This window comes from Alteromonas sp. BL110 (assembly GCF_003443615.1).
GTDB lineage: Bacteria > Pseudomonadota > Gammaproteobacteria > Enterobacterales > Alteromonadaceae > Alteromonas.
Genome location: NZ_CP031967.1, coordinates 538,222 through 564,939, shown reverse-complemented (window position 1 = coordinate 564,939; position 26,718 = coordinate 538,222). Strand labels below are relative to the sequence as shown.

Here is a 26,718-nt window from a genome sequence, read left to right as displayed (position 1 = left end):
CACGATTGACAATATTGTGCGTACACCCTTTCTTACAGCCAAACAAAACTTCGTAACCCGAACACTTCTCAACGTATACCAACTAGTGGCATAACTATATTCACACAATTCTTATTATCTGCTGGTGTGCCAGTACCACTTTCATTTCAAACTTTGCGAGTGGAGTGACGATGCACATGTGCTAAGCAAAAGAGATATGTCGAGGAACGAATAATGAAACTAGCTACCTACAAAGATGAAACCCGCGATGGCTGCCTGATGGTAGTGTCGAAAGATCTTTCTCGCGCTTGCAGTGCAAAGGATATTGCGAAAACAATGCAGCAAGCATTAGATAACTGGAAAGAGATAGCGCCCCAACTTCAGATGAAGTACCAAGCACTTAATGACAACACCTGCAATAGCGTTCCGTTCGATGCATCTCGCTGCGAGTCTCCTTTACCACGAGCCTATCAATGGGCAGACGGAAGTGCGTATGTAAATCACGTTGAATTAGTAAGAAAAGCTCGTAATGCAGAAATGCCCGAAAGCTTTTGGACTGACCCGCTAATGTATCAAGGTGGTTCAGATGACTTTATTGGGCCTCTTGATGACATAATCTTGCCAAGTGATGACTGGGGCATTGATTTTGAGGGAGAAGTCGCCGTTGTTACCGATGACGTGCCGATGGCATGTTCACCAGAGCAAGCTTCAGAGCGCATCCGCCTTATAATGCTGGTTAATGATGTTTCCCTTCGAGGCTTAATCCCTGGCGAACTAGCAAAGGGGTTTGGTTTCTTTCAATCTAAACCTGCTTCTAGCTTCTCGCCCGTTGCAGTAACACCAGACGAGTTAGGGGATGCTTGGGAAGATAGTAAAGTTCATCTGCCGTTACGTTCAACTTATAACGGAGAATTGTTCGGCAAGCCCGAAGCGGGACAAGATATGACCTTTGATTTTGGTCAGCTAGTTGCACATGCTGCAAAGAGCAGAAATTTAGGCGCAGGGACGATTATTGGCTCTGGTACGGTGTCAAATAAGCAAGGTACAGATCATGGGTCAGCTATTTCTGAAGGTGGAGTAGGTTACTCATGCATTGCAGAAGTTCGCATGATTGAAACAATACGCGATGGCAAACCTTCTACGCCTTTCATGCAGTTTGGTGACCGTATTCGAATTGAGATGCTAGATACAGAGGGTAATTCAGTATTCGGTGCTATCGAACAGCAGGTGAAACCACTGAACTAGAGATTTAGTAGCGATTTAGTGGTGGGTGCGGCAACGAACTTTTTGTTCACAGAGCTGGCCTTTATTAATCGGGCTGATCGTTGTTTCTCACACTATTATTGATAGTAGAGAAAGCGCTAATGCGTAACGACAACCAGCGTTTTCTTTGGCTATATGTTTGACCGATGGAGTATTACCATGAGCATCAAGCTTTACGGTTATTGGCGTTCAACCGCTACGTATCGAACGCGCATTGCACTTAACTTAAAAGGTGTTGAGTATGAGTATGTGCCGGTGCACCTCGTCAATAACGGCGGGGAGCAACACAGCAGTGAATATTCGCGCTTAAATCCTGCGAACCTCGTCCCCACACTTGTTAATGAAGACGAAGACATTATTCTCAATCAATCTTTAGCCATTATTGAGTATCTTGATGAGCGGTATGAAAGTGAGTACAAGCTAGTGCCAGAGCACAGAACAGAGCGTGCTAGAGTAAGAGCGTTAGCGCAAGACATCGCCTGTGATATTCAGCCCATAGGTAACCTTCGTGTGTTAAATGCGCTTAAAGGTAATTTCGAGGCATCTCAAGATGATGTAGCTAAGTGGGCTGCGCATTGGATTACATTGGGGTTTGATGGAATTGAACAACGCCTACAAACCCAAGCTGGTAAATATTGTTTCGACTTTGACGTTACCCTTGCCGATATATGCTTAGTACCACAAGTGTACAATGCACAGCGCTTTAACGTGGATATGACTCGCTATCCGCTTATTAGTAAAATAGCGAACAACTGTAACGAATTGAGTGAATTCAAACAGGCAAGTCCTGAGAATCAAGTAGACGCGTCTTGAATGATGGGGTCAGAGTCACGACTCTGACCCCCTAGTTTTTCGCTATTGACGTTTAATGGGAAGCTCGGTGGTGTTTTTCACTTGCTTCAATGCGAAGGTCGAACTTAAGTGATCCACGAGAGGAAGATGCGTCAATTTCGTTTTAAGTAGGAATTCGTATTCTTCAATGCTTTCTACTATCACTTTCAGCAAATAGTCTTTTTCGCCGCTAGTGGTGTGGCACTCTACTATTTCATCTATATTTTGAACCGCATTTTCAAAGTCGGTCAGCGAGTCACCGTCGTGGTTTTTTAGCGTGACATAAATAAAAACCGATACGCCTAAGTTCAACTTTTTGCTGTTTAGCAAAGTGACCTTACCTAGGATGATGCCGTCAGCTTCCATTCTCTTTACACGACGCCAACATGGTGTGTGCGACAACCCAACACGTTGACTTAAATCTGCCATTGATACCGTGGCGTCTTGCTGAAGCACGCGCAAAATTTCACGGTCAAACTTATCCAATTTCATTAACACTGTTTCCGTCGTCTTTATGATGTTTATTATATATCAAAAAAAATTCTAGGATAGCTATCCTAGAAAAATAGTATTCAATTCTATTGCGTTTCAGTTTGTAAAATTCATTAACAAACTTTGCAAGGCATGTCCTCAGAACTATCAGATACACTTTTCAAAATGTTGATGATCTTTGCAGTACCGCCGCTAGGCCAATAAGTGTATCGCAAATCGTTACCAGACTCTCACATCAATCCAAATGAGCGCCGTTTAGAATTCGTGACAGCTTAGACTTGGATAGGCTTTAACTCATCACAGTATTAATAGGGAAAATATGTCAGTTTTTGATCACCCAGAGTTCGATAATCACGAACACGTTGCGTTTTATCACGACGAGAAGGCGGGCCTGAGTGCCATTATTGCTGTACACAACACTAACCTCGGCCCAGCACTTGGCGGCTGTCGCATGTGGCCCTATGTTAATAGTGGTGAGGCGTTGACCGACGTATTGAGACTATCTAAAGGGATGACATATAAAGCCGCCATGGCCAACCTAGAACTTGGCGGCGGTAAGTCGGTAATAATCGGCGACCCCCGCAAAGCAAAATCGCCGGAAATGATGAAAGCGATGGGTAAATTTGTAGAGTCACTGGGTGGGAAATACTTTACCGCTGAAGACTCGGGCATCTCAGTGACTGATTTACAAACCATGGCAACTCAGTCTGATTACATAGCGGGTGTTCAAGCTCAGTACCACTATGCGGGTGAAGTACCCGATGGAAACCCTGCACCGTCGACGGCATATGGTGTTTTTGTTGGCTTAAAGGCTACCGTAGAGTATGGCTTGAAGCGTAGCTTGGATGGAGTCAGTGTGGCCATTCAAGGAATGGGGCACGTTGGCTATCGTCTTGCTAAGCATTTACATGAACATGGCGCTAAACTTTACGTTGCTGATATTTATCCTGAAGGCGTAGAGAAAGCGGTGAGCGAGCTCGGCGCAACTGCGGTAGCGCCTGAAGAGATTTTGAGTTTAGATGTAGACGTACTTGCACCTTGTGCATTAGGGGCAGCAATAAACGACCAAACGCTGCCGGCAATTAAAGCGACAGTGATTGCAGGTGCCGCTAATAACCAGCTTGCCCGTGAAGATATCGGTGAGCTGCTTCAACAGCGCGGCATATTGTACGCGCCAGATTATGTGATTAATGCAGGTGGAGTTATTGATATCTTCCATCAGCGTATGGAATCGAGTTCTAACGAAGCGTTACGTACGCATATTGAACAAATAGGCGAAACGCTAAAAGAAATTTATACCCGTGCTGAGCAAGAGGGAGCGGCGACTAATCGTGTCGCAAATGTGATTGCTGAAGAGAGATTTTCTATAAAGGGTTGAAAACTCTTGGCCAAATAGTCATAATGCGCCCCGCACTCAGGCAGGGGCGAATGACTTTGCTTTGAATGCGATTTTCTATGGTGGGCTTTTGGTCCTCCCGCAATGATACTTTGTGAACCCGGTCAGGCCTGGAAGGGAGCAGCCGCAGCAGACGACTCATGTGCCGGGATGTGGCTGGAGGCCCGCCACCCAAATCTCTTATTCTACTTCTTCTATATCTTCTTCGGTATTTTCTTTCTTGCTTTTATCTGTTTCGTCTAGGTATTTCAGTGCTTTGCTAATCGCGTGCTCAACATTCATTTCCATTTGGTTGCGTTCACTTTGCGGCAGGTAAAATGCCATATCAACTTCATATCGAATATAACGCGGCGGCACCTGATTTAGCGCAAGGCAGCACAAATCTGCCAAATAATCGGGGCTTTTGGTCGTATCAAGACCAAGTTTACTAATTCTTTCTAAGACCAAGTGCTCGTAATAATTGTGAATATCGTCGTCTAGTTTCACCTTCGTTCCCCTTATAGTTTTTGTAAGCATTGTGCTTTAGCGTTTTGAATAGTATGCAAGCAATACGTTACATAAGTAGTCTTGAGCTTAAAAGAGCCCTTAGCTTAAGTAAAACCTCTAGTTCAGATAAAGCCCTTAAACTTGAAATGGATACATTCGTTTACGCCCCACAGCGATACGACATTACCCTTAACTATGTAACCTTATTATGTATAGCTTGTATTCTGGGGATGTCGAGGTGACGGTGTTAGTATTACACGGTACATATCAGTAATAAGGCAATACTAAAATGAAGAAAAATATAGAGCCCTGCTACTACGGCGATTACTTGCATTTAGATAAGGTGCTAGGCGCGCAAGAATTGCAAAGTGAGAAATACGGCGATGCGGCCCACGAAGAGATGTTGTTCATTATCGTACATCAGGTTTACGAACTCTGGTTTAAACAGGTCCTTCACGAACTCAATGCCGTTATCGATACGTTTAACCAAGAAACGGTGAAAGACCAGCAGTTAACGCTAGTTGTACATAGACTGCAGCGAATCATACAAATTCAAAAACTCATGAATGACCAAATTGCCATTATGGAAACCATGACACCGCAGCAATTTCTGTCGTTTCGAGATTATCTTGTGCCCGCGTCCGGCTTTCAGAGTATCCAGTTCAAACGTTTAGAGATTTCTCTCGGCTTAAAACGTGACTTTAGGATCGATTTTGACAAGCAAAGCTTTTATAACCGGCTTACTGACAAGGACCGGGCACTGCTCGAAAGCTTAGAAAGCAAACCAAGTTTGTTTGAACTGGTGGACGATTGGCTTTCTCGCATGCCCCTTTTAAAAACTGAAGGGTTCGACTTTTGGCAATACTATAAAAATGCTGCTGACGAAATGTTGAAAGATGACCATAGCACTATTTCTACTAGTGATATGTTGTCGGAGACAGAAAAGCGCCAAGAGCTTAAAGACCTGAAAGCTACTATGGACAATTTCGATGCTTTATTTGATGAAGCTAAATTTGAAAAACTGAGAGGCGAGGATAAGTTTCGTTTAAGCCATAAGGCTATGCTCTCAGCTTTATTTATAAAGCAATATTCGGAAGAGCCAATATTCAATCTTCCTTTTCAACTTATCACAGCACTTACTGAAGTAGATGAGCAATTAACGATATGGCGCTATCGTCACGCCATGATGGTTCAGCGTATGCTGGGTACTAAAATAGGGACGGGCGGCTCTTCTGGTCACCACTATCTAAAGAAAACCACGGAATCTAACCGCATTTTTTTAGACTTCTTCAACATGGCAACATTTCTATTACCCAAAAGTTCGTTGCCTGAATTGCCCGAAACGGTGCGTAAATACTTGGGGTTTTATTTGAAATAGTACTAAATACAACCGCTTATGCGCTTTTTCTTATGGTTTTTCGTCGCATTTTTTGTGGGTTAAATCTTGTACGTAAATAGTTAAATCAATAAGTTAGCTGCACACCATTGGTGCAGCTGAAATAATTTCATCGAACTCCCCTTGATTTTCACCTCTTTGTTATGTCAATTATACAAAAGGATTAATTTATAAAATCCTAACAAAAACATGGGTTTATTACGTTTTTAAAGTGTTTTAAATAAAACTTAAAGCGGAAAAGCTCTAATAAGAAATAAAACCAGGGAAAAACAATGAAATTCAACAAAACGCTTACAGCCGTGGCTGTTGCTGCGTCTATAGGTATCTCTGCGCCAGTTGTTGCGCAAGAATCTAAAGGTACAATTACTGGTACTTCTGTATCAGCAAGTACGGACCAAGCACTTGCTGGGGTCGAAGTTACTATCGTTAACTTGGAAACGGGTTTAACCAGAACACTCGTTACTGACAGTGACGGTAGATATACATTCCCTCTTCTTCCTCCTGGCAACTATAGTTTGACCGCCAAAAGAGACGGTTTTTCCATTGCACAAGAGAAACAGTTTAGCGTTAGACCTTCTGGTAAGACGAACCTAGATGTAGCGCTTGAAGCTGGCGACGTTGAAAGAATATCTGTTCGCGGCACTTCAATTTCAAATATCGACGTTACATCAAGTGAATCTCAGTTATATGTTGACCAAGAGTTTATTGCTAAAGTTCCCGTCCCCCGCGATATCTCTTCTGTAGCTTTACTTGCCCCAGGTACTGTTTCTGGTGACTCCGACTTTGGTAACTATGCGTCGTTTGGCGGCTCTTCTGTTGGCGAAAACGTTTACTATGTAAACGGTATTAACGTGACAAATTTCCGTAACGGTTTGGGCGGTTCAGAACTTCCCTTCGAGATGTACGAGTCGTTTGAGGTGAAAACCGGTGGGTACTCCGCTGAATTCGGTCGTTCAACGGGTGGTGTAATTAACGCACGCACTAAAAGTGGTAGCAACGAGTTTAAGTGGGGCGCAAGCGCATACTATGAGCCAGCGGCTCTTCGTGCTCACCAACCTGACGTATTCTACAGAACCCAAGAAGATGCAGATGAAGCTGGTACAGCCTATTACGTTGTAAACAAAGAAGATGAAACTGGCGAAACAAATGTCAACCTGTGGGCGTCAGGTGCGCTTATTGAAGATAAGTTATTCTTCTTTGGTTTAGTAAACCAGAAAGTACGTCAGCGTGATTACGCAGAGACAGCCACCACCTATGACCGTGAAGGTAATGACACATTATTAAGCGCTAAGCTTGATTGGTATATTACACCAGAGCATATTCTTGAAATTACCGCATGGGATAATACTGAAGAGCTTGAGTCAGAAAAATTCTTATATAGCCCAGACAGCAATAACGTTGGCTCATCTCTGGGCGAGTATACACTGGAACGAGGTGGTACAACTTGGGGTGCTCAATATACAGGGATTATCACCGATGATCTAACTGTAAGTGCGCAGTACTCGGTTAACAAAACTAGTTACAGCAACCTTAACGATGGCGCTAACCCACTAGGTGATGCCCCAGTTATTTACGACAGGTTTACCAACATTGAGTATGGTGCTTACGGTCTTACAACTCCGTCTGTTCAAGAAGATAAGCGTACAGCTATTCGTTTTGACGTTGAGTGGTACGTGAATGCCGATCATGTTCTTAAGGTCGGTATCGATAATGAAGACCTTGAAGCATATGAGAATACTTCTCGCGCAGGTGGTGTGGCATATCGCTATGAAAACTGTGGCGCTAATCTAGATCAGCCAGGTAATGAAGACTGCCAGGTGCGTCAAGAGTTCTACGTGAATCAGGGCGACTTTGAAACTAAGAGTTTTGCTTACTATATTGAAGACACGTGGACAGTAACGGACAACATTACGGCAAGAATCGGCCTTCGTAATGAAACCTTTGAAAACTTTAATAAAGCCGGGGAGAAGTTTGTTGATGTAAGTGACCAATGGGCACCTCGCTTAGGCCTAAGTTGGGACATAAAAGGTGATGGTGAAAGTAAGGTATTTGCAAACTATGGCCGCTATTATCTACCGGTAGCAACGAACACCAATATCCGTCTAGCAGGTGATGAGCTTTATACGCGCCAGTTTTTTGATGTAGAGTCGATCAATGATGACTTTACGCCAGTACTAGGTGAAGCGACAGGCAGCTTAACGGTTTACAGTGATGGCACACTGAAAGGAACGACAGAAACGGTAAATGCAGATCTTGATCCTATGTATCAAGACGAATATATCCTTGGTTATGAGCAAGTCATTAACGACTCTTGGAGTTTTGGCATTAAAGGTACTTACCGCGATCTTATAAGCTCACTAGAAGATATCGCTATTGATGCCGGCTTCGATGACTACATTCAACAAGAGTTTGGTTCATCGTGCACACTGTGTTCTGGTTTCCACTATTATGTCCTTACTAATCCTGGCAATGACGTAACTATAACAACGGATCCTGACGGGGATGGTGATGTTCCATTCGGTACTTACACTATTCCAGCTGACATGTTGGGTTACCCAGAAGCTGAGCGTCAGTACGCCGCAGTTGATTTAACTGTTGACCGAGCGTGGGACGATCTTTGGATGATGAGCTTTACCTACACATGGAGCCACAGTTGGGGTAACACTGAAGGTGCGGTGCGTTCTGACAATGACCAAACAGATTCTGGTTTAACCACAAACTTCGACCAACCAGGTCTTCTTGATGGCGCATATGGTAATTTACCAAATGATCGTCGTCACGCTGTTAAAGTAACAGGCGCGTACCAAGTATTTGAGAATTTTACACTTGGTGCAAACTTCCGTTGGACATCGGGCAGACCTCTGAATTCATTTGGTTATCACCCAACTGATCTGTTCGCAAGTTATTACGATGCAGAATCATTTGTAAAAGATGGTGAATTAGTATCTCGCGGCTCTGAAGGTCGAACTCCTAGTACGTGGACTTTAGATTTAAGTGCGAAATACTTAATTGAGCTAGAGCAAGCGGACGTAGCGCTTCGTGCTGACATTTTTAACTTGTTCAATAATGATGATGCTACTCAGTTAAACGAAATAAACGAGCGTTATGCAGGGCAAAGCGATGAGGGAATATTCCTTGGAGAATATAACCCAAGCTATGGACTACCCACATCCTTCCAGACACCTCGTTATGTGCGCTTCAGCGTTGAAGTGAACTTCTAAGCAAAAGTGAAAAAGCCCAGCGTAATGCTGGGCTTAAACTAAACAATGAATCAACTTTTAAAACAATTAGTATCGGCAGCTAAATCGACGGATCGAGCATCTGTCGTTGAAGTAACAAATAAATTACTTTCACTAAAGGCCCCGCTAAACGAACGCTGGTTAGGTGTAGCGCAAATTGCAATGTCGTTTGGGTGTTACTTGCTTGCAAAACGCTGCATCGAGCAAACGCTAAAAAATGGTTTACAAGACACTGTGCTTGCACAGGCGTTGGGAATGTTATCTGACTGCGGAAACACTAAGCAAGCTTACAAATTTATTCAAGCGATAGGGGAAGCCGGATACAATTCAATTACTCTACTTCACTTAAACGCAGTTCTTGCATATCAATTAGGAGAGTTTGAAACCGCCAAAGCTTTACTTAACGAAATTTTAAAAAGAGCACCGGAATCAGGTGAGTCGGCGCATTTACTATCCACATTGCTTGAGTCAGATGAAGCTCAGCATTTAGAAGCTCAACTTACTCAGCTAGTAGATAAATTTAGTAAAGTGCCAAACAGCGTTTCAAAAGCTTGTTTCTACAATGGGTTAAGTATTCTTTCTACTAAATTAAACAAAGAAAAACAGAGCTTTTCATACATTCAAAAAAGCGCAGAAACAATGCGCGCATTGTCAACTACTAACGCACAGTTTGACTATGGGCCATTATCCCAATGGGCTAAAGATAATTCTCAATACTTATCTTCAGTAAAAAATAATATAGCGGGCCAGCATTCCAAGCTATTTCCACAACCAATTTTCATATTAGGTCTCCCCCGTTCTGGCACTACCTTGGTTGAACAAATATTAGTGAGCAATGTTGATGCACTGTCCGTGGGTGAATTGAACGCCTTTTCCTGCGCTGTGGATAATGTTTTTAAAACGAAAAACACGCTTGATAGTTTACGTTCTTTAGAAACACTGGATGCAGAAAAGTGTTACGAAATTGCAGAAGAATATCAACGTATATGCGAAGAGTACCTCGGTGAAAAGGCTATTATTATTGATAAAAGCCTAAGTAATCTTCGTTATGCACACGTGATTGCCCGTGTTTTTCCAGATGCAAAATTAATCGTTACAAAAAGAGAGATGATTCAGAATGCATGGTCCATTTTTAGGACGCACTTCAGCAATGGTTTAAATTGGTCGTGGGATATTTCGACAATTAAACGTGTCGTAGAAAATGAGACAGAGTTAAGCGAAGCGTTTTGTAGACAGTACCGCTTTAATACATTTTCAATTGAGACAGAAGAGCTACAGAAATACCCAGAAACAGTAAGTTCGCAGCTTATTGAATTCGTTTGTGCAAATAGCAGTGAAATTAAACTTTTGCAAAAGGCTAATAACAAAGGAAACCGTTCTTTGTCTATTATTAAAACAGCGAGTATGTACCAAGCTCGCCGACCGATAAAAATGAGTAGTGCTATGTCAAACCATGTTCCTTCAGATTTCAAGACTTTGTACGAAACTTGCAGATTTTAAAAAATCGTTTCGATGTTCATCGTTTTTTTTCGAAAGGGTTATTAACTAGTAGTCTTATAAACTTAAGTATAAAACCTGAAATTTTGCCAACTTGGTTGCTAAATAATCAAAAAATAGAGCTCGATGTAACTCATATGTTAAATGTAAGTTAATATTTACAAAAGGAGATAAAAAGACGAAAAAAAAATTGAACTTTTGGGGAACACCTGTCTGATCCCAGTTGACCGTTCGCTTAGGATGTGGTTATTATCAAAGTGAGGCTTTGACCTTACTAATAATAATTCGTTATATAAACGATTTAAGAAACACACACTAAGAGCTTTAGTGGTCCAGGGAGACAATACATGTTTATAAACTCTAAGCTGGCTAAGTCAGTGAAGTTAGCGTGCGCATTCGGTGCTGCATCATCTATCGGCTTCACTGGTGCAGTTAACGCACAGGAAACCGAAGAAGCAGCGGACGCAGTAGAAAAAATCGAGGTAACAGGTTCTCGTATCCGTCGTACCGACATTGAAGGTGCGAACCCAGTTACAGTCATGTCACGTGTTGATATTGAGAAATTCGGTGTTACGTCAATTGGTGACGTTCTTCAAGCGATTCCTTCTGCAGGTTCGGCGATAAATACCAACAATAACAACGGTGGTGATGGTACAACGACAATCAACATTCGTGGTGTTGGTTCAAACCGTACACTGGTTCTTGTTAACGGTAAGCGCTGGGCGCCAGGCCTTGGTGGTTCAGTTGACCTTAACAACATCCCAGCTGCAATTATTGAGCGTATCGAAGTGCTTAAAGACGGTGCTTCCGCAGTATACGGTTCTGATGCAATCGCTGGTGTAGTAAACGTTATTACACGTCAGGATTTTGAAGGTGTTCAAGCATCTGGATACGTTGGTCAGTGGGATGAAGGCGACGGTAATAAAGAGCAATGGGATATCGGCTTCGGTACTGCTAATGATAAAGGTAATGTATACTTCAACATCTCTTACGTTGAAGAAGAGCCAACACTAGCGGGCGATCGTGAAATCTCAGCTGTTCCCGTATTTGGAACTCCAGAGGGTTTTGGCGGTTCATCCGCTCCTCCACAAGGTCGTTTCTTAACATTCCCAGCGTCAGGTGGCCTGAACAATTTACAGGGTGACGGTAACGGTGGTTTAGAGCCTTGGGTAGAGCCTACAAGCAGATTCAATTTCGCACCTTTTAACTATCTATCTACGCCTCAAGAACGTACTAACATTTATACTCAGGCACGGTATGAACTGACTGATAATGTATCTGTTAACGTTACAGGTTTTTATGGTAACCGTAAGTCTGAGCAAGCACTTGCTCCTACACCTTTGTTTTTAGGTACGGCTTTTGATGAGGCTGCTGAATTAGCTGCAAACCATCCATTCAACCCATTTAACGCGTTAATTACAACGAATCCTTCAATATACACTGACCCAGCGTCTGAAGGTTACAATGAAAACGGTGAAGGATTAGATCCTTCTTTGTACGATCCAAATTCTCAAGAGTTATATCTTTTTGGTCGTCGTATGATGGAAGCGGGCTTCCGTAGCTTTAGACAAAATGTTGATCAATTCCAATTTAACGGCGGCTTCGAAGGTGTATTCGAAATAGCTGAGACTGAGTTTTTCTGGGATGTGAACTATACATATGCTGATATAACTCAAAATACGTCTACTGATGGTCTACTTAATATGGATCGCGTAAGACTGGCGCTTGGAGACCCAGCGAACTGTACAGATGGGTGTGTTCCTCTTAATTTGTTCGGTGGTGCTACAGATATTGGTGAAGGCTCTATTACCCAAGAGATGCTTGATTACATCACTTTTACTGCGCAGGATGAGTTAAATTCCTCGCTAGAAAGTTACTCAGCAAATATCTCTGGCGAATTACTAGAGCTTCCAGCGGGTTATTTAGCATTCGCTGCTGGTTATGAGAAGCGTTGGCAGTCAGGCTATGACCAGCCAGATGCAATTATCGCTGCGGGAATCACTTCTGGTAATGCTCGTCAGCCGACAAATGGTGCTTTCAACGTAGAAGAAGCTTATTTAGAGCTTGCTGTTCCACTACTTTCAGATATGCCTGGAGTAGAGCAATTAGACCTAGAGCTTGCTACTCGTTATTCTGATTACAGTAACTTTGGTGACACTACAAACTCGAAGATTGGTTTGAAGTGGCGTATTAATGAAGATTTACTTGTACGTGGTACTTGGTCTGAAGCGTTCCGTGCTCCTTCACTAACTGAGTTATTCCGTGGTGCTGCAGATGCTTTCCCTGCACTATCAGATCCTTGTAATGCAGGTGGTGACGGTGCGCCAGGTTGTGCAGGTGTTCCAGCGTCTTATAGCCAACCTAACTCACAAATTCGCATCACAATAGGTGGTAATGAAGATTTAGAGGCAGAAGAAGCAGAAAGCTTCACTTACGGTTTTGTTTATTCACCAGCACAGGTCGAAGGTTTATCAATTACGTTTGATGTGTTTGATATTGAAATTGACAACGCTGTATCTACGTATGGTGGTCAAACTATACTAAATACGTGCGCTGAGACAGGTACTGTTCTTTGTTCTCTAATAACGCGAGGAGCTGGTGGTAACGTAGTTGATTTGGTCAACGTGAACATCAATACTGGTGGCGTGACAACTTCTGGTTTCGATTACAATGTTGCTTATAACTTTGAAACTGATTACGGTGATTTCCGCGTAAATTGGGATGGAACTTATATTGACGAACGTTCATCTATCGTTGTAGATCCCGCTACGGGCGCAACAACGGTATTTAATGACGCAGGTAAAGCAGGCGACCGCGACGTCGTTCCGCGCCTTCGTACAAACTTGGCTCTTACCTGGATGTATGATGACTGGACAGCTAACTGGTTAATGCGTTACATCGGTAACACCACTGAGCAGTGTAATCTTGGTACCAATGCTCAGTCTAATCAGCTGGAGCAAGAACTTTGTTCTGATCCTAGCGAGGAGATAGGTGGCAATAGCTTTAACGAGCTAGAAGCGATGGCTTATCACGATGTGTCGTTAGCTTACGCGGTAAACGACAACCTTCGTATTACGTTAGGTGTTAATAACTTGTTTGATACAGATCCAGAAGTATCTTATTCAACGTTTGCTAACAGTTTTGACCCGTCAATGTATGAAATTCCTGGTCAGTTTTTCTACTCGCGCGTTAACTTAACGTTCTAACATACGTGTAAACCGAAAAAAGCCTCTTCTGAGGCTTTTTTTATACGCGGAGATCGAACATGACAATCGAATATTTTATACAGAGAGCGAATGAAGCCTATGCGAATTCAGAATTTGAATTGGCTTTAAATTGCTTAAAAGAAGCTGGGGCTCTCGGTGATTTAAATTCAGCGCTAGATTTTTCGTATAAAAGCTCTTCAAAAGATCCTAATGAAGTTGTGGATTATTTATCAGCTATTCCAGTTGGAAAAAAACCAATAGCACAATATCATCAGTTGTTAATAGGATATTTTGGCGCTGTTTATCGCTCATCATCTTACGTTGTCGAGCGCTTGGTAGCATTATCAAAAGATGGGGTGATTGAAGCTTCACTTACTCTGATGGCATATGTTCCAGTAAACACGCCTGAGTTTAGTTGGATAGCATCCATTCTTCAAAAGCGAAGTCCCAATATTTATAATCAACTCAAGATAGATGACTTTGTTGATAACAGAACTACCGAGCTGGACCAAAATACAATTACCGAATTTATCATTTCAAGGTTTGATAGCTTTAGCACAGAGAGCAATGTTATAGACGAAAAAGCGTCCGTGCTCCTTTACGAAAATGTACTCACAGCATTCGAGTGCAATTATATGATTACTCGTTTTTCGCCCATGCTCGAGCCTTCAATGGTCATTGACCCATTAACCGGTAGAGGACGTGTTGATAGCGTTAGAACAAGTTATATAGCGACAATCTTTCCCGAAGTGGCAGACTGGATTACACGTAAGATTGATCATACCATCGCACAGTTGACATCGACAAAAGTTACCCAAGGAGAGGCGCTTAGCTTATTAAGATATCAACCTGGCCAGGAGTATAAGCCTCACTATGATGCACTCAGTGTGGGGGAAGATGCTGAAATATTTCAAGACGGCGGTCAACGGGTAAAGACGGCACTTATATATCTTAATAGCCTTACAAAAGAAGGTTGCACTCATTTTCCTAAACTTGGTAAAAGAGTGCAGCCAGAGTTAGGGAGTATGTTGGTGTTTTCTAATGTTGATGAAGATGGTAAAACACTACTCAATAGCTATCATGCTGGCGAAAAGTTAATAACCAAAGATAAATGGTTAGTAACGAAATGGATTAGGAAACATACAACAAATTATGGTAGTTTTATTTACGGAAATTAGAAAGGGACGGTACGGATGAAAAATTTTTTTCAGCCAATAACTTTGGCTTTTATAGCAATATCTATTTGCGCTTGTAGCTCTACTGACGAGAACCCTTCTACAGCATATGCCAAAGTCAACGATGAAGATGACGGTATGATTTGCAAGATGGAAAAGAAAACAGGGTCTAACAGAATGCAACGCGTTTGTTACTCGGTAGAAGAACGAGAGCAAATGAGAGAAACTGGCAAGGAAGGTTGGTTGCGACTGCAAAGAACGAGTGAGACAGGTGGCGGCTAAACTGTAAAAATTTGTTTCGATAGTTTAGTATGGGGAGCTAAAAGCCCCCCATTTTTATATGAATAGCAATAATAATCACATCACTCAATTAATTGAAAGTATTACGACAATTGTTGAGAAAGCTGAGTATGATTCAGCACTTTCGGCCTACGCGTCTTTATTCAAGCAATACCCCGAGTTTTTATCTCCAAAAGATGAAGAGCCTCTTACAAAGTTCAGGGCCACCCATATTCATAATGCGGCTAACTTGTCTCGTAGGGCACTGTACAATGCTTGCCATCACATAGGGAGCACGTCCAGAATAAAGCAGGCGGTGAATATGTTGTGTGGCGTTGAAAGAAAGGTTTATCAACACGAAGCACAAAAACCAAGTTTCCTTTTTATACCTGATTTGCCTTCGTCGCCATTTTCTGAAACTAGCGAGGTAGAAGGGCTTCAAGATTTGGTTAATAAGCTCTCTTCATCTAAGGAAGTCTTTCTGTCTTGTATAAAATATGCAAATGATAACTATGTTCATGAGATAGGAGAGGTGCCAAAGTCAGATGATTGGAAAAAACTGAGTGAAAATTGGTCTTCCATGCATTTGATGAAAGGAGGACACTTTACGGAGCACGCTAAGCGTCTTCCGCATGACCCCATATCCTTGTTTAATTCGCCTTTGTTAGCACACTGTCCGACCCACGCACCTGAAGTCGTCATATCGGTATTAAAGCCAAAAGCCTATATTCCTCCACATTACGGTATATCGAATATAAAGTGGACACTTCATATCCCACTTGTTGTTAACGACAACGCTTATTTAGATGTCGCCGGTGAGAAAAGAACGTGGAGTGCCAAAACAGAAGCTTTACTATTTGACGATAGTTTTGTACATAGTGCAGAAAATCCAGCTGACGCAGCGCGAGCGGTATTGATTATCGATATCTGGAACCCTCATTTAACCGAAGTAGAAAAGCAAGACATACAAATGCTGATGCGCGAATATGCTAATTGGTCCGCACATTTTGGTGCGCTTGCAGTGTTGGACAAGAGGTTTTACTAATATGATGCAAGGCCAGCCAAATATTATTATTCCCCAGCTTATTAATGCATTTAGGCAAGGCAACTTTTCAAACGTTGTTGACGCTATAGAGGCATCGCCTGCGCTTGTGAATGTAGACCCTGTTGTCGTTCAATTATACGGAGGGTCCTTACGCAAACTGACAGAACACAAAAAAGCGGCAAAAGTTTTTGAAAAAGGGTTGAAAAAGTTTCCTTCATCGACTGATCTGATGAATAGTTACGGAAACTTTCTTCTTGAGAGTGGAAATGCGGTAAAGGCATCACAGCTTTTTAGAAAGGCAAGCAGCATAAATGCTGAGTCCTTCGATTATAAATATAACTTTACAAGATCCCTCTATGCTGAAAAGAAATACCGTGAGGCCTTGCAATTAGGAAAGCAACTAGTTGAGGCTCGTTCGAATCATGTTTCATTACTTATCTTACTAGCCGCTATTCAAGTTGAACTAGGCAACATAGAAATTGCTGAAGCCCATTTGGTTTCAGCGCTTAATATTGATAATCGCAATGTTACTGCTTTGAATAATTTGGGTAACCTGAAGCGTGGGCAGGGAAAGCTCGTTGAAGCAATTCGCAATTACGAGCTAGCGTTAACACATGCTGTTCAAGCCAATGTCGATACACCATTAATTTATCAGAACTTAGCTGCGGTTATGGGGCTCAATGGCGATACTGAGTCATCATTAGAGGTGTACCAAAAAGGGCTGTCGCGTTTCCCCACCAATAGCGAATTGAACAAAGAATACGCCCATTTTGCATGGATAAAGAACGCTTCTTCGCCATTCGCTTTTTTCGAAGAGCAATTGTCTGACGAAAATGCGGAGCTTGTACTCGTATATTGTGAGTTGATGTTACGTATTGGCGAGCCATCAAAAGCGCGTTATTGGCTTGAAAAGTTAATAGGCCACACAGACAAGAGCATTAGCATTGCTGCAACCGCTCATTTAAGTAGTGCACTTAGAGACTTAGGCGAATTTGAAGCAGCACTAACTTTAAGTGAAAGCAAATTAAAAGCGGCACAAAGCAACACCGTTGCACTTCTCGTCGAGAAAGGATACGCGCTATTAAGCTTAAGAAAATACAAAGACGCTATTGTAGTATTTGAAAAGGTTTGTCGTATTGCTCCCCTCAATCAAGGATACTGGACACTGCTTTCTACAGCGTATAAAGCGAATGGCAATAGTAACAAATACAAAAATCTGTGTGATTATCAGTCTTTTGTCCACGCTACTAAGCTTCTGACAGACAGCGCAGCAAATATTAGCTTTGTGCAGGAACTGAAGGACCACCTTTCTACCTTACACAATGACGAAAGGCATCCGATTGGACAATCTTTAAGAAACGGATCGCAGACGTTTGAAAATTTGTTAGATAGCAAACATCAATTACTGCAAACGTTAAGAAGGCTGCTAGAAGAAAGGGCACAGGAATTTATAGGCAGTTTGAAAACTGAGAAGAAACACCCCTTTCTTTCTAGGTTAAGTGATAATCTTAATTTTATAGGAAGTTGGTCTGTACGCCTTCGTCGGTCGGGATTTCATAAATCTCATTATCATTCTGAGGGCTGGTTGAGTGGTGTTCTCTATGTCGACGTTCCTGAAGAAGTTAATCAAGGGGGCAATGGATGGCTATGCTTTGGGCGCCCTGATATAAACGGCGTTGCTATGGATGAAGATTATGCGATTAAGCCTGAGGCTGGCACCGTTGTTTTCTTTCCCTCGTACTTATGGCACGGAACCAACCCCATTGAAACTGAAAGCCAGAGAATGACTGTAGCTTTTGATATTGTGCCAAATTAATGAAAGTCATTGTGAGTCAGGAAAAAACTACGCTTTACCGCGTTATGTTAATACCTCCAATATAAGTTATATAAATATAAGGCTTTAGTTTTCTGCACTATTAGCTAAGTATACTTAAACTGACGTTTTATAGTGTTACCATAAACAAAATTATTGCTTCGATATTTAATACAGATGCGTAAATACTTAAAAAATAAATATTCATGAAACTTACTCAAGAAATATTAAACCAAGCAATGCAGGCTTTTAGCGCTGGTAATTTTACCCAAGTTATATCAATACTATCCCCTGCATATAAGCAGCACCCATTGGCAAAGATGGTATACGCTACCGCTTTAGGGAAAGTTGCTGAGTTCAAAAAGTCTTTTGAAATTTTTGAAAGTCTTCAATCGGATTATCCTCAAAATACTGATGTAGCATATAACTACGGGCTTTTGTTAAAAGAAGCTGGATTTGTTGATGACGCACAGAGACAGTTTTCAAAAGCGATAGCAATTAACTCAAACTACCACGTAGCTTTACATGCGTTAGGGAACTTAAAGTCTGAGCTTGAGCAATATGAGGAAGCGCAATTAGCATTTGAGAAAGCATTAGCAAAAGACCCAAAAAATGTTAGATATAGTCAAAGTTTAGGGAAATGTCTCTATCAGCAGGAAAAATGGGCTTTGTTGATAGCGCATACGAAAGTAGGGAACCTTTATCAAAGCGATAGGCTAAGCGCGGAATTATATACAGAAGCCTGTTATAGAATTCATTCGCGATTTGAGTTAAACGAAAATAGTAGTCTTCTAAGCTCAAAATATCCAGATTCCTATCCGATTCATTATTTTTTGTTTTTATCAGCGCTGGAGTCGAAGCGGTACGTTCTTGCAAAACAATATCTAGAAATATCTCTTTCAGTCGCCAGTGCATCTAATAAAAATGAGTTAATAACGTACTCCAGTTATATAACTTGGTTGCTTAACCCAAGTAGTGAAAACCTTGATATTCTGAATAGACGTCTTGCTTCAACTAATAACGAGCGACTGCTTGAGCTGGCTTTCAATATAAATGAGAACGTGGGGAAGTTAGCTGAAGCTGAGACTTTTCTTAATAAAATTCAATCGTTAGAAGGGAAGTCAAATAGAGGCAAAGGGGAGTTAAAGCGTTCGCTATTAGCATTTGCAAAAGGTGACTTTGAAGCAGGCTTGCTTTTAATCGAACATTATCTAGAAGGGCAACCATTGAGTTTGCCACATCTCTATCAAAAAGTTCGCATATTGGAAAAATTAGGCCGGTACTGTGAGGTAGAGGAAGTTATTCGCTATATAGCTCAAAATCTCAAAAGCTTTAATTCCAGTAAGTTTACCGACTTGACCGCTGGGGTGTCATTTAATGATTTTGAAGTTTCGCCAGCACCGATTGAAAAGACATCGAACAATCAGACGAATATTCTATTCATTGTGGGCTTTCCTAGGTCGGGTACAACGTTAGTAGAAAGTCTTCTTCAGAAACACATGGATATTGAGCTGTTAGAAGAAACCGATGCGGTCAGCACGTTTTATACCCGAATGGTTGAAAATGGCATTGTCGATAAAGACTCTGGTAACGTAAAAATAGACAGTGAAACTGAGCTGACAGCTCTCGCAGACAAATATCTTGATCATCTATCTACGTACTCACCTACCATCAACGAGACAAAGCTTATCGTCGATAAGATGCCACTTAACATCCCCTATTTACCAGCTATGCTAACCTTATTTCCAAAAGCAAAAGTGCTTTGCTGTTTACGGAATCCAAAGGCAGTTGCTTTGAGCTGTTTACAGTTTGAAGAAATCAATTTATATACCATTGAACAATTTTCGAAAGCTTACAATAGTGTTTTTTCTTGCTGGGAAAAAGTTCAGGATGTAATGGGAAGTAGAGCTATGAGTGTTAAATATGAAGACATAATAAATGACACTGACTACTTTATTGATACTGCGTATAGTTTTGTGCAACGTACTGGAGGTCTTAAAAACCGCAATAAAAGTGATAACTCATCCCTTGTTTTAACTCCTAGCTATTTTCAGGTCAATAAGCCAATTTATCAATCCTCTGTAGATAAATATCTGAACTATCTCACTCTTTTTTCTAAAGTCCCATCTAATCTAGACAAATGGATTAAAAAATTAAAGTATTAATCAGCTTGCTTTCGCAAGTATTAAAAAAGTAAAAATAGGGGGGGGCCAGTCTACCCCCACAGCCGACAATGTGTTTTCTGAAAGTAATATTGGCAGATAGAACGGCAGATAGAACTCGGCTTCAGGTAATCTACCGAGAAATTTAATTAATTACGCGAGGCTGCCAACATAGTCGATAATCATAATTGCTTCACCTATCGGATGGTGTAAGTTCTTTTTGTAGCGCATATTTTTTATAGGGCTATGGCCTCATTATTATTGTATGGTGTTGTGCAACTCGACGCTGTTGTAAGAAAAAACGCTTCAAAAGAAATGCGTAATAGATCTAAATAAAGTAGGAAAATCAATGATTCACGGTATGAGTTCACAGTTACCCCTAGCTGATATAAAAGCCTCTTTTGACGAAAAAAGAAAAGTAAGAGTAAAAAGTTTCCTAACACAGGAACACGCTGAAAGACTCTTATTGAGTTTAACTAAAGACGTTCCATTTGAGATGGCATTGGTACGCGGTGGTCGTTGTGAGACAATTTCCCCAAGTTCTTGGAAAGCTATCGATAACAAATCGAAACAAGAAATCAATGCAGAAGTGATGTCTAACGCGGCTAAAGGTATTGGCTTTGTGTACGGACGACATTTGGTGACATCAACAGAACGTATTGCGCAAATGAGTCAGTTTTACGATTGGATCAATAGTGAATCTTTAATTCAATGGGCTAGAGAGCTCAGTGGCTTTGACGATATTTGCACCGCAAGTGTCCAAGCTACCCGTTATACGCCAGGCCAATTTCTCACTCGTCACCAAGATATTGTGGAGCGCGAACAACGCCGCCTTGCATATGTGATTAATTTAGCGCCCCAATGGCACCCCGACTGGGGGGGATTGTTACAATTTTACAAAGAAGATGGTACAACCACCGAAAGTTGGGCACCGGAATTTAACACGTTGAGCCTCTTTGATGTGAAACACATCCATAGCGTTAGTTATGTAACCCCTTTCGCTCAACAGCCACGTTATGCGTTAACAGGTTGGTTTAAAGCGACTTAACCAATAGCAAACCGGAAGAATGAAAGCAAAACGACGGTAAGTTTTAATTTATAGGTTAAGAGATATACAAACGGTTTCAATAGCTGACAGTTGTAACTTTGCTGAAAACTGATTGTAAAACCAGCAGATAGCAGTATATCTTTGAAGTGTAAACAGCGAGTTACTTGACTAAGCGTAACATTCCATGTGAGTATAATACGTTCGTAGTACTGACTATTGATGTCTGTGCTACATTCCTGAAACAAAATTGTGAAAGTTTTAAACGCCCCTTGCCCGAATATTTTCCTTATCGGCGAGGATTCAAATAAGAAATTTGGTTGGGAACTATGTCCAAAATGAGCAAGAGAACTCTTATTGCTTCTACTGTTATGGGTGCATTCGCACTAACAGGTAGCGCAGTCTCTGCAGATACGCTTGAAGATCTTCATAAAGAAGAAGCGAAAATCCACGCGGCTGCAGCGAAATCTCAAGAAAAAATCAACACGTTGTTTGAACAGTCTCAAGAACTACTTGTTGAGTATCGTCAAACAGTAGATGAGACAGAAAACCTTAAAATCTACAACGATTACATCGCTAGCCTTGTTGCAGACCAGCAGCGTGGGATCGACTCTCTACAGCGTCAAATTGACAGTATTGAGCAAACTAAGCAGGGCATCGTTCCTCTTATGTTCCGCATGATTGATAGCCTAGAGCAGTTCATCAAGCTAGACCGTCCAATTCGTTTGGAAGAACGTCTGCAGCGTGTTGAGCGTCTTCGCGACCTAATGGCTAACTCTAACGTTACTGTTTCAGAGCAGTTCCGTCAGGTACTAGAAGCTTACCTAGTTGAAGTTGAGTACGGTACTAAGATTAACTCTTACCAAGGTACTATCGACGACGCAGGTACAGAAGTTACTGTTGACTTCTTTAACCTAGGTCGTACGGCTCTACTAGCACTTTCTCTTGACCAAACACACGCGTGGGTTTGGAACAATGAAAGCCGCACTTGGGAGAAGCTAGGTGATGAGTACCTTTCTTCAACTATTGACGCAGTAAAAATGGCTAACGGCACCATTCCTGCGGCTCTTGTTAAACTACCAATTAGCGCAGCGGAGTAATTGTTAATGAAACCAGTATTCAAATCTCTTTTAGCCGCTGCGACAGTTGCAGTTGCGGCAACCGGAGCGCAAGCTCAGGAAGCAAAGAGCCTGAAAGATCTTCTAGACCAGGTTCAACAGAACCGTGTTTCTGAAGCTCGTCTAGATAAGCAACGTGAAGCTGAGTTCCAATCAGCACGTGCTGATAAGCAAGCACTTCTACGCAAAGCTCAAGCAAACCTTAAAGCTGAGCAAGACCGTGGCGATCGTCTACAGAAGCAATTCTCAGACAACGAAGTAACACTAAACGAAAAAGCCGCTGAGCTTGACCAAGCTACTGGTACACTTGGCGAAATGTTCGGTGTGGTACGTCAGGCATCTTCTGAAGCTTACGGTCGTATTTCTACATCAATCGTTAGTGCACAGTTCCCTGGCCGCAGCCAGTTCCTAGCGGAAATGTCAGAAGACTCTAAAGGTCTTCCTAACATTAAAGAACTAGAAGACCTATGGTTTGCACTTCAAAAAGAAATGACTGAAGGTGGTGAAGTTGTTAAGTTTACTACTGAAGTAGTTAACCTAGACGGCGGTTCTTCACAGCAAGAAGTTGTTCGTATCGGTACTTTCAACCTTGTTGGTCAAGATGGTTACCTAGCTTATGATGCAGAGTCTGAAGTTGTTCAGCCTCTAGGTCGTCAACCAGACGGTCACTTCGTAGCGTCTGCTGAAGAGCTAATCGACGCGACTTCAGGTTTCACACCTTTCTACGCTGACCCTTCTCAAGGCGGTATCCTTGGTCTACTGAAGCAAAAAGCGACAATGTCTGAGCGTTATCACGCGGGTGGTCCGGTAGGTTACACAATTACGCTAATGCTAGCTGTTGGTCTACTAATTGGTCTTTATAAGTTGATCACGCTTACCATCACTGGTGGTAAAATGCGTTCACAGCTTAAAAACGTGAACAGCCCATCTGAAGGTAACCCTCTAGGTCGTATTCTTAAAGTTTACCAAGAGAACAAAACTGCTGATGCAGAAAACCTTGAACTTAAACTTGATGAAGCGATTCTTCGCGAGCTTCCAAAAATTGAAAGCGGCATCAACGTAATCAAGATTTTCGCAGCAATTGCTCCTCTACTAGGTCTACTAGGTACAGTACTTGGTATGATCGAGACGTTCCAAACCATCACACTATTCGGTACTGGTGACCCACGTATGATGGCAGGAAGTATCTCAATGGCTCTTGTAACTACTGCTCAAGGTATTATCGCGGCTCTGCCTCTAATCCTTACTCACAGCATCGTAGCTTCTCGTAGCAAGTCAATCATCCACATTCTTGATGAGCAAACTGCGGGTATCGTAGCTGCTCACTCAGAGTCGGAGAAAGCGTAATATGAATTACCTGATTGGATTATTCGAATCGGTCAGGGACTTTATCGCTACCGGCGGTGACGTACTTTATTTCGTTGCTGCCGCGCTCTTTCTCATGTGGGTTTTAATGATTGAGCGTTACTGGTATTTAACCTCGGTCTTCCCAAAGGTGAAGAAAAACATCATCGCCAATTGGGATGCCCGAGCAGATACCACATCATGGTATGCGCATAGAATCCGTGACGCGTGGATTTCTCAAGCGTCAGACGATCTAAACGCTAGAATGCTGATTATCAGAACCATTATTGCAATGTGTCCACTAATCGGTCTACTTGGAACAGTAACCGGTATGATCAGTGTTTTCGAGACAATGGCAACACAGGGCACCAGCAACGCACGACTAATGGCAGCTGGTATCTCCATGGCAACTATCCCGACAATGGCGGGAATGGTAGCCGCGCTATCTGGGCTGTTCATCAGTTCACGTCTTGAAGCGAAAGTGAAGCTGGCAAGAGAAGGGCTAGTTGATAGCCTGCCACATCATTAGAGAGAGAGATTATGGCTCGAAAAGTCAGAACCGAGGAAGAAGATGCACAGATCGACATGACGCCCATGTTGGACATCGTGTTTATCATGCTTATCTTCTTTATCGTTACCACTGTTTTCGTTAAAGAAGCAGGGATCGAAGTCAACAAGCCAGATGCGAGCCAGGCAATACTTCACAAAAATGCAAACATTTTCATTGCCGTAACTGAAGACGGAAATGTATGGCTAGATAAACGTGAAGTAGCGCCGGACAGCGTAAGAGCGAATATTGAAAGACTGCTTACCGAGCAGCCGACTGACTACGTAATCATTCAAGCTGATGTTAAAGCGAAACATGGTTTAGTAGTTGAAATTATGGATCAGGTTAAAGCCGCTGGCGTTAACCGAGTCTCGGTAGCGGCAAGGGGATAAGATGTTACGTATACTTGTATCTATTGTATTAGGTGCTGCGGTCGCATTTGCCCTGTTCGTTCTAATGGCCAAGTTGATTGAAAATTCATCTAGACCAGCAGACGAAGTACCGCCTGCACCGGTGATCGATATTGTAATGCAGGAACCAGACGACCAGACGCAAACGCGTACTCGTGTTCCACCACCACCGCCGCCTCCGCCTCCACAGCCTCCTAAAATGGAGCAAGTAGAGCCGGAAACAGCGGAACCTGATGCAGATGGCTTTAGCTTAGCTATTCCAGCTATCGACACAGGTGGTGTTGGTGTAAACATCGGTGGTGTTGGTGCAATGCAACGTGACGGTGAAGCAACACCTATCGTTCGTATCGACCCGAAATATCCACCTGATGCAGCCCGCGATGGCCGTGAAGGTTGGGTAAGACTGTCTTTCACTATCAACGAAGTTGGTGGTGTTGAAGATATCGAAGTTATCGAAGCTGAACCTAAGCGCGTATTCGACCGTGAAGCACGTCGTGCTCTACGTAAGTGGAAATACAAGCCTAAGATCGTTGATGGCAAGCCAGTTAGACAAACCGGCATGTTCGTACAGCTAGACTTTAAACTGGAGCAATGATCATGATGAAACGTACATTCAAAATGTCAGCCGTTGCTTTAGTGCTAGGCGCAGGTGCGGTTCTATCAGCACCCGCTGCCCTAGCGCAGTCAGCACCTGTTGTTTGTCCTGGCTATGAGAAAGGAAAAACAACGCTTGTAGGTGAGCGAACCGGTAAAAAAGTCCAGAAAGCTTTTGAGTTTTATAATGAAGACCAAGTCAATGAAGCATTGAACGTACTCTACGAAATCGACCCTTCAGACGATTTTGATAGAGCTTACGTTAAACGTTTTATTGGTAACTTACTTGCTGCGCAAGAAGGTCAGGGCGGTAAAGCACTCAACTATTTGGTTGAATCCGTTGAACCAAAAGTACTTAACGACCTTGAGCACTCTCAAACACTTAAACTGTTAGGTGACTTGAGTATGCAGGAAGAGAAGTACACTGATGCCATTAAATGGTATAACGAGTGGATGGACTTCACGTGTAAGGAAGACGCTGACGTTTATACGCGTTTGGCACAGGCCTACTATGAATCTAAGCAATTAGCTAAGATGGTAGAGCCGGCAGACAAAGCAATTGCTTTGTATGAAGAGCCAAACAAAAACCCGTATGTACTTAAGCTAACGTCTTATTACGAGCGTAAGATGTATCCTGAGACTGTTTCTGTAGCGGAAGATCTTGTTAGAACTTTCCCTCAGGAAAAGACTTGGTGGTCGCGTCTTGGCTTTTTCTACATCTTAGTTGAAGACTACAAAAAAGGTCTTTCAACACTAGAACTTGCTTACATGCAGGGTTATCTAGAAAAAGATTCAGAAATTAAAACGCTTGCTCAGCTTTATCAAAGCAACGGTATGCCTTACAAGGCTGCCAAACTGCTTGAAAAGCACATGAAAGAAGGCTTGTTGAAGAACGATGCTGATATGATTGCGAATATCGCTAATGCATATCACCAGGCTAAAAACTTTAAAACAGCGGCAAACTTGTATGCGCAAGCTGCGGCTAAGAGTTCAGACCCTGAGCATTATCGTAAACAAGGTACGCTTTTACTTGTAGCAGAAGACTATAAAGGTGCTATCAAAGCTCTAGAAAATGCTCTAGAACGTGGCGCTGAAAACCCAGAGAAGATTCACTTTACACTTATGGAAGCGAACTTCTACGCGGGTGACTTTAGATCTGCATATAAGCATGTACAGGAAGCTAAGAAAGATCGCTCGCTACGTCGTAATGCGGCTGCGTGGGAACCTTACATCAAGGAAAAAGCTAAAAACCGTGGTATTAATATCTAATATTCGGATTTAGCCAAAAGCCTCCTTCGGGAGGCTTTTTTTTGCCTAGTATTTTGCTGTGTTCAGAAGATTAGTAAGACGAGAATTAAAGGAAAAGGCTACATGATAGTAAACAATACACCTGTAAAAACT

21 protein-coding genes and 1 other RNA gene are annotated in these 26,718 nt (G+C 42.2%); 20 read left to right on the top strand and 2 right to left on the bottom strand.

Annotation, left to right across the window (positions count from 1 at the left end; genetic code table 11):
• The first annotated feature begins 213 nt into the window (after positions 1–213).
• Together D1814_RS02505 and maiA are read left to right on the top strand one after the other, a co-directional pair.
• Entirely contained in the window at positions 214–1,224 is a 1,011-nt protein-coding gene (locus D1814_RS02505; protein WP_118489947.1) for a fumarylacetoacetate hydrolase family protein, read from the top strand.
• 177 nt (positions 1,225–1,401) lie between these two features.
• Positions 1,402–2,055: a maleylacetoacetate isomerase gene (maiA, locus tag D1814_RS02500; protein WP_118489946.1), complete on the top strand. Its 654-nt coding sequence runs from the start codon at positions 1,402–1,404 to the stop codon at positions 2,053–2,055.
• 42 nt (positions 2,056–2,097) lie between these two features.
• Here maiA and D1814_RS02495 read toward each other — a convergent pair whose 3' ends face one another.
• Positions 2,098–2,565, bottom strand: coding sequence for an Lrp/AsnC family transcriptional regulator (locus D1814_RS02495; RefSeq protein ID WP_014948689.1), 468 nt, complete (start codon positions 2,563–2,565; stop codon positions 2,098–2,100).
• Between the two features lie 319 nt (positions 2,566–2,884).
• On the opposite strand from D1814_RS02495, the gene D1814_RS02490 reads away from it, so the two are divergent.
• Together D1814_RS02490 and ffs are read left to right on the top strand one after the other, a co-directional pair.
• Positions 2,885–3,943 carry a Glu/Leu/Phe/Val dehydrogenase dimerization domain-containing protein gene (locus D1814_RS02490; protein WP_118489945.1) on the top strand — a complete coding sequence of 353 codons (1,059 nt, stop codon included), beginning with the start codon at positions 2,885–2,887 and terminating at the stop codon, positions 3,941–3,943.
• Between the two features lie 86 nt (positions 3,944–4,029).
• Positions 4,030–4,126: signal recognition particle sRNA small type (gene ffs / locus D1814_RS02485), an RNA gene on the top strand.
• A gap of 15 nt (positions 4,127–4,141) precedes the next feature.
• Here the strand turns inward: ffs and D1814_RS02480 are convergent.
• Positions 4,142–4,447: a late competence development ComFB family protein gene (locus D1814_RS02480; protein ID WP_118489944.1), complete on the bottom strand. Its 306-nt coding sequence runs from the start codon at positions 4,445–4,447 to the stop codon at positions 4,142–4,144.
• Positions 4,448–4,736: 289 nt separating this feature from the next.
• On the opposite strand from D1814_RS02480, the gene D1814_RS02475 reads away from it, so the two are divergent.
• The 16 genes from D1814_RS02475 to D1814_RS02400 all read left to right on the top strand — a co-directional run bounded on the left by D1814_RS02475 (position 4,737) and on the right by D1814_RS02400 (position 26,586).
• Positions 4,737–5,825, top strand: a complete 1,089-nt coding sequence (locus D1814_RS02475) for a tryptophan 2,3-dioxygenase family protein (protein ID WP_118489943.1) — start codon at positions 4,737–4,739, stop codon at positions 5,823–5,825.
• 290 nt (positions 5,826–6,115) lie between these two features.
• Complete coding sequence (locus D1814_RS02470; protein WP_118489942.1) at positions 6,116–9,064, top strand: TonB-dependent receptor; 2,949 nt, start codon at positions 6,116–6,118, stop codon at positions 9,062–9,064.
• A 45-nt stretch (positions 9,065–9,109) separates the two neighbouring features.
• Positions 9,110–10,582 (top strand): sulfotransferase family protein, encoded by a 1,473-nt coding sequence (locus tag D1814_RS02465; protein ID WP_118489941.1) that lies wholly within the window; start codon positions 9,110–9,112, stop codon positions 10,580–10,582.
• Positions 10,583–10,926: 344 nt separating this feature from the next.
• Positions 10,927–13,785, top strand: coding sequence for a TonB-dependent receptor (locus D1814_RS02460; RefSeq protein ID WP_118489940.1), 2,859 nt, complete (start codon positions 10,927–10,929; stop codon positions 13,783–13,785).
• A 59-nt stretch (positions 13,786–13,844) separates the two neighbouring features.
• Positions 13,845–14,963, top strand: coding sequence for a prolyl hydroxylase family protein (locus D1814_RS02455; RefSeq protein ID WP_118489939.1), 1,119 nt, complete (start codon positions 13,845–13,847; stop codon positions 14,961–14,963).
• 15 nt (positions 14,964–14,978) lie between these two features.
• The gene (locus D1814_RS02450; protein WP_118489938.1) at positions 14,979–15,242 is read left to right on the top strand and encodes a hypothetical protein; all 264 of its coding nucleotides are present in this window, start codon (positions 14,979–14,981) and stop codon (positions 15,240–15,242) included.
• Between the two features lie 58 nt (positions 15,243–15,300).
• A complete protein-coding gene (locus D1814_RS02445; protein WP_118489937.1) occupies positions 15,301–16,284 on the top strand; it encodes an aspartyl/asparaginyl beta-hydroxylase domain-containing protein in 984 nt (327 codons plus the stop codon).
• Between the two features lies 1 nt (position 16,285).
• Positions 16,286–18,100 (top strand): tetratricopeptide repeat protein, encoded by a 1,815-nt coding sequence (locus D1814_RS02440; protein WP_232368961.1) that lies wholly within the window; start codon positions 16,286–16,288, stop codon positions 18,098–18,100.
• 203 nt (positions 18,101–18,303) lie between these two features.
• The gene (locus D1814_RS02435; protein ID WP_118489936.1) at positions 18,304–20,262 is read left to right on the top strand and encodes a tetratricopeptide repeat-containing sulfotransferase family protein; all 1,959 of its coding nucleotides are present in this window, start codon (positions 18,304–18,306) and stop codon (positions 20,260–20,262) included.
• A gap of 358 nt (positions 20,263–20,620) precedes the next feature.
• On the top strand, positions 20,621–21,307 hold the full coding sequence (locus tag D1814_RS02430) for a 2OG-Fe(II) oxygenase (RefSeq protein WP_162889812.1): 687 nt from the start codon (positions 20,621–20,623) through the stop codon (positions 21,305–21,307).
• Between the two features lie 335 nt (positions 21,308–21,642).
• Positions 21,643–22,404 (top strand): DUF3450 domain-containing protein, encoded by a 762-nt coding sequence (locus D1814_RS02425; RefSeq protein ID WP_118489934.1) that lies wholly within the window; start codon positions 21,643–21,645, stop codon positions 22,402–22,404.
• Between the two features lie 6 nt (positions 22,405–22,410).
• Positions 22,411–23,769, top strand: a complete 1,359-nt coding sequence (locus tag D1814_RS02420) for a MotA/TolQ/ExbB proton channel family protein (RefSeq protein WP_118489933.1) — start codon at positions 22,411–22,413, stop codon at positions 23,767–23,769.
• A gap of 1 nt (position 23,770) precedes the next feature.
• Entirely contained in the window at positions 23,771–24,295 is a 525-nt protein-coding gene (locus tag D1814_RS02415) for a MotA/TolQ/ExbB proton channel family protein (protein ID WP_012517736.1), read from the top strand.
• Positions 24,296–24,306: 11 nt separating this feature from the next.
• Positions 24,307–24,705: an ExbD/TolR family protein gene (locus tag D1814_RS02410; protein WP_012517737.1), complete on the top strand. Its 399-nt coding sequence runs from the start codon at positions 24,307–24,309 to the stop codon at positions 24,703–24,705.
• A 1-nt stretch (position 24,706) separates the two neighbouring features.
• Positions 24,707–25,318, top strand: coding sequence for an energy transducer TonB (locus D1814_RS02405; protein WP_118489932.1), 612 nt, complete (start codon positions 24,707–24,709; stop codon positions 25,316–25,318).
• Between the two features lie 2 nt (positions 25,319–25,320).
• Positions 25,321–26,586 (top strand): tetratricopeptide repeat protein, encoded by a 1,266-nt coding sequence (locus D1814_RS02400; RefSeq protein WP_118489931.1) that lies wholly within the window; start codon positions 25,321–25,323, stop codon positions 26,584–26,586.
• The last annotated feature ends 132 nt before the right edge of the window (positions 26,587–26,718 follow it).

Bases quoted from the DNA above. Each gene is read 5' to 3' on its own strand.
- D1814_RS02505 (WP_118489947.1), top strand. From the start codon at position 214: ATGAAACTAGCTACCTACAAAGATGAAACCCGCGATGGCTGCCTGATG.
- D1814_RS02440 (WP_232368961.1), top strand. From the start codon at position 16,286: ATGATGCAAGGCCAGCCAAATATTATTATTCCCCAGCTTATTAATGCA.
- D1814_RS02445 (WP_118489937.1), top strand. From the start codon at position 15,301: ATGAATAGCAATAATAATCACATCACTCAATTAATTGAAAGTATTACG.
- D1814_RS02425 (WP_118489934.1), top strand. From the start codon at position 21,643: ATGAGCAAGAGAACTCTTATTGCTTCTACTGTTATGGGTGCATTCGCA.
- D1814_RS02490 (WP_118489945.1), top strand. From the start codon at position 2,885: ATGTCAGTTTTTGATCACCCAGAGTTCGATAATCACGAACACGTTGCG.
- D1814_RS02495 (WP_014948689.1), bottom strand. From the start codon at position 2,565: ATGAAATTGGATAAGTTTGACCGTGAAATTTTGCGCGTGCTTCAGCAA.
- D1814_RS02400 (WP_118489931.1), top strand. From the start codon at position 25,321: ATGATGAAACGTACATTCAAAATGTCAGCCGTTGCTTTAGTGCTAGGC.
- D1814_RS02460 (WP_118489940.1), top strand. From the start codon at position 10,927: ATGTTTATAAACTCTAAGCTGGCTAAGTCAGTGAAGTTAGCGTGCGCA.
- D1814_RS02455 (WP_118489939.1), top strand. From the start codon at position 13,845: ATGACAATCGAATATTTTATACAGAGAGCGAATGAAGCCTATGCGAAT.
- maiA (WP_118489946.1), top strand. From the start codon at position 1,402: ATGAGCATCAAGCTTTACGGTTATTGGCGTTCAACCGCTACGTATCGA.
- D1814_RS02470 (WP_118489942.1), top strand. From the start codon at position 6,116: ATGAAATTCAACAAAACGCTTACAGCCGTGGCTGTTGCTGCGTCTATA.
- D1814_RS02465 (WP_118489941.1), top strand. From the start codon at position 9,110: ATGAATCAACTTTTAAAACAATTAGTATCGGCAGCTAAATCGACGGAT.
- D1814_RS02415 (WP_012517736.1), top strand. From the start codon at position 23,771: ATGAATTACCTGATTGGATTATTCGAATCGGTCAGGGACTTTATCGCT.
- D1814_RS02410 (WP_012517737.1), top strand. From the start codon at position 24,307: ATGGCTCGAAAAGTCAGAACCGAGGAAGAAGATGCACAGATCGACATG.
- D1814_RS02450 (WP_118489938.1), top strand. From the start codon at position 14,979: ATGAAAAATTTTTTTCAGCCAATAACTTTGGCTTTTATAGCAATATCT.
- D1814_RS02405 (WP_118489932.1), top strand. From the start codon at position 24,707: ATGTTACGTATACTTGTATCTATTGTATTAGGTGCTGCGGTCGCATTT.
- D1814_RS02475 (WP_118489943.1), top strand. From the start codon at position 4,737: ATGAAGAAAAATATAGAGCCCTGCTACTACGGCGATTACTTGCATTTA.
- D1814_RS02430 (WP_162889812.1), top strand. From the start codon at position 20,621: ATGAGTTCACAGTTACCCCTAGCTGATATAAAAGCCTCTTTTGACGAA.
- D1814_RS02435 (WP_118489936.1), top strand. From the start codon at position 18,304: ATGAAACTTACTCAAGAAATATTAAACCAAGCAATGCAGGCTTTTAGC.
- D1814_RS02420 (WP_118489933.1), top strand. From the start codon at position 22,411: ATGAAACCAGTATTCAAATCTCTTTTAGCCGCTGCGACAGTTGCAGTT.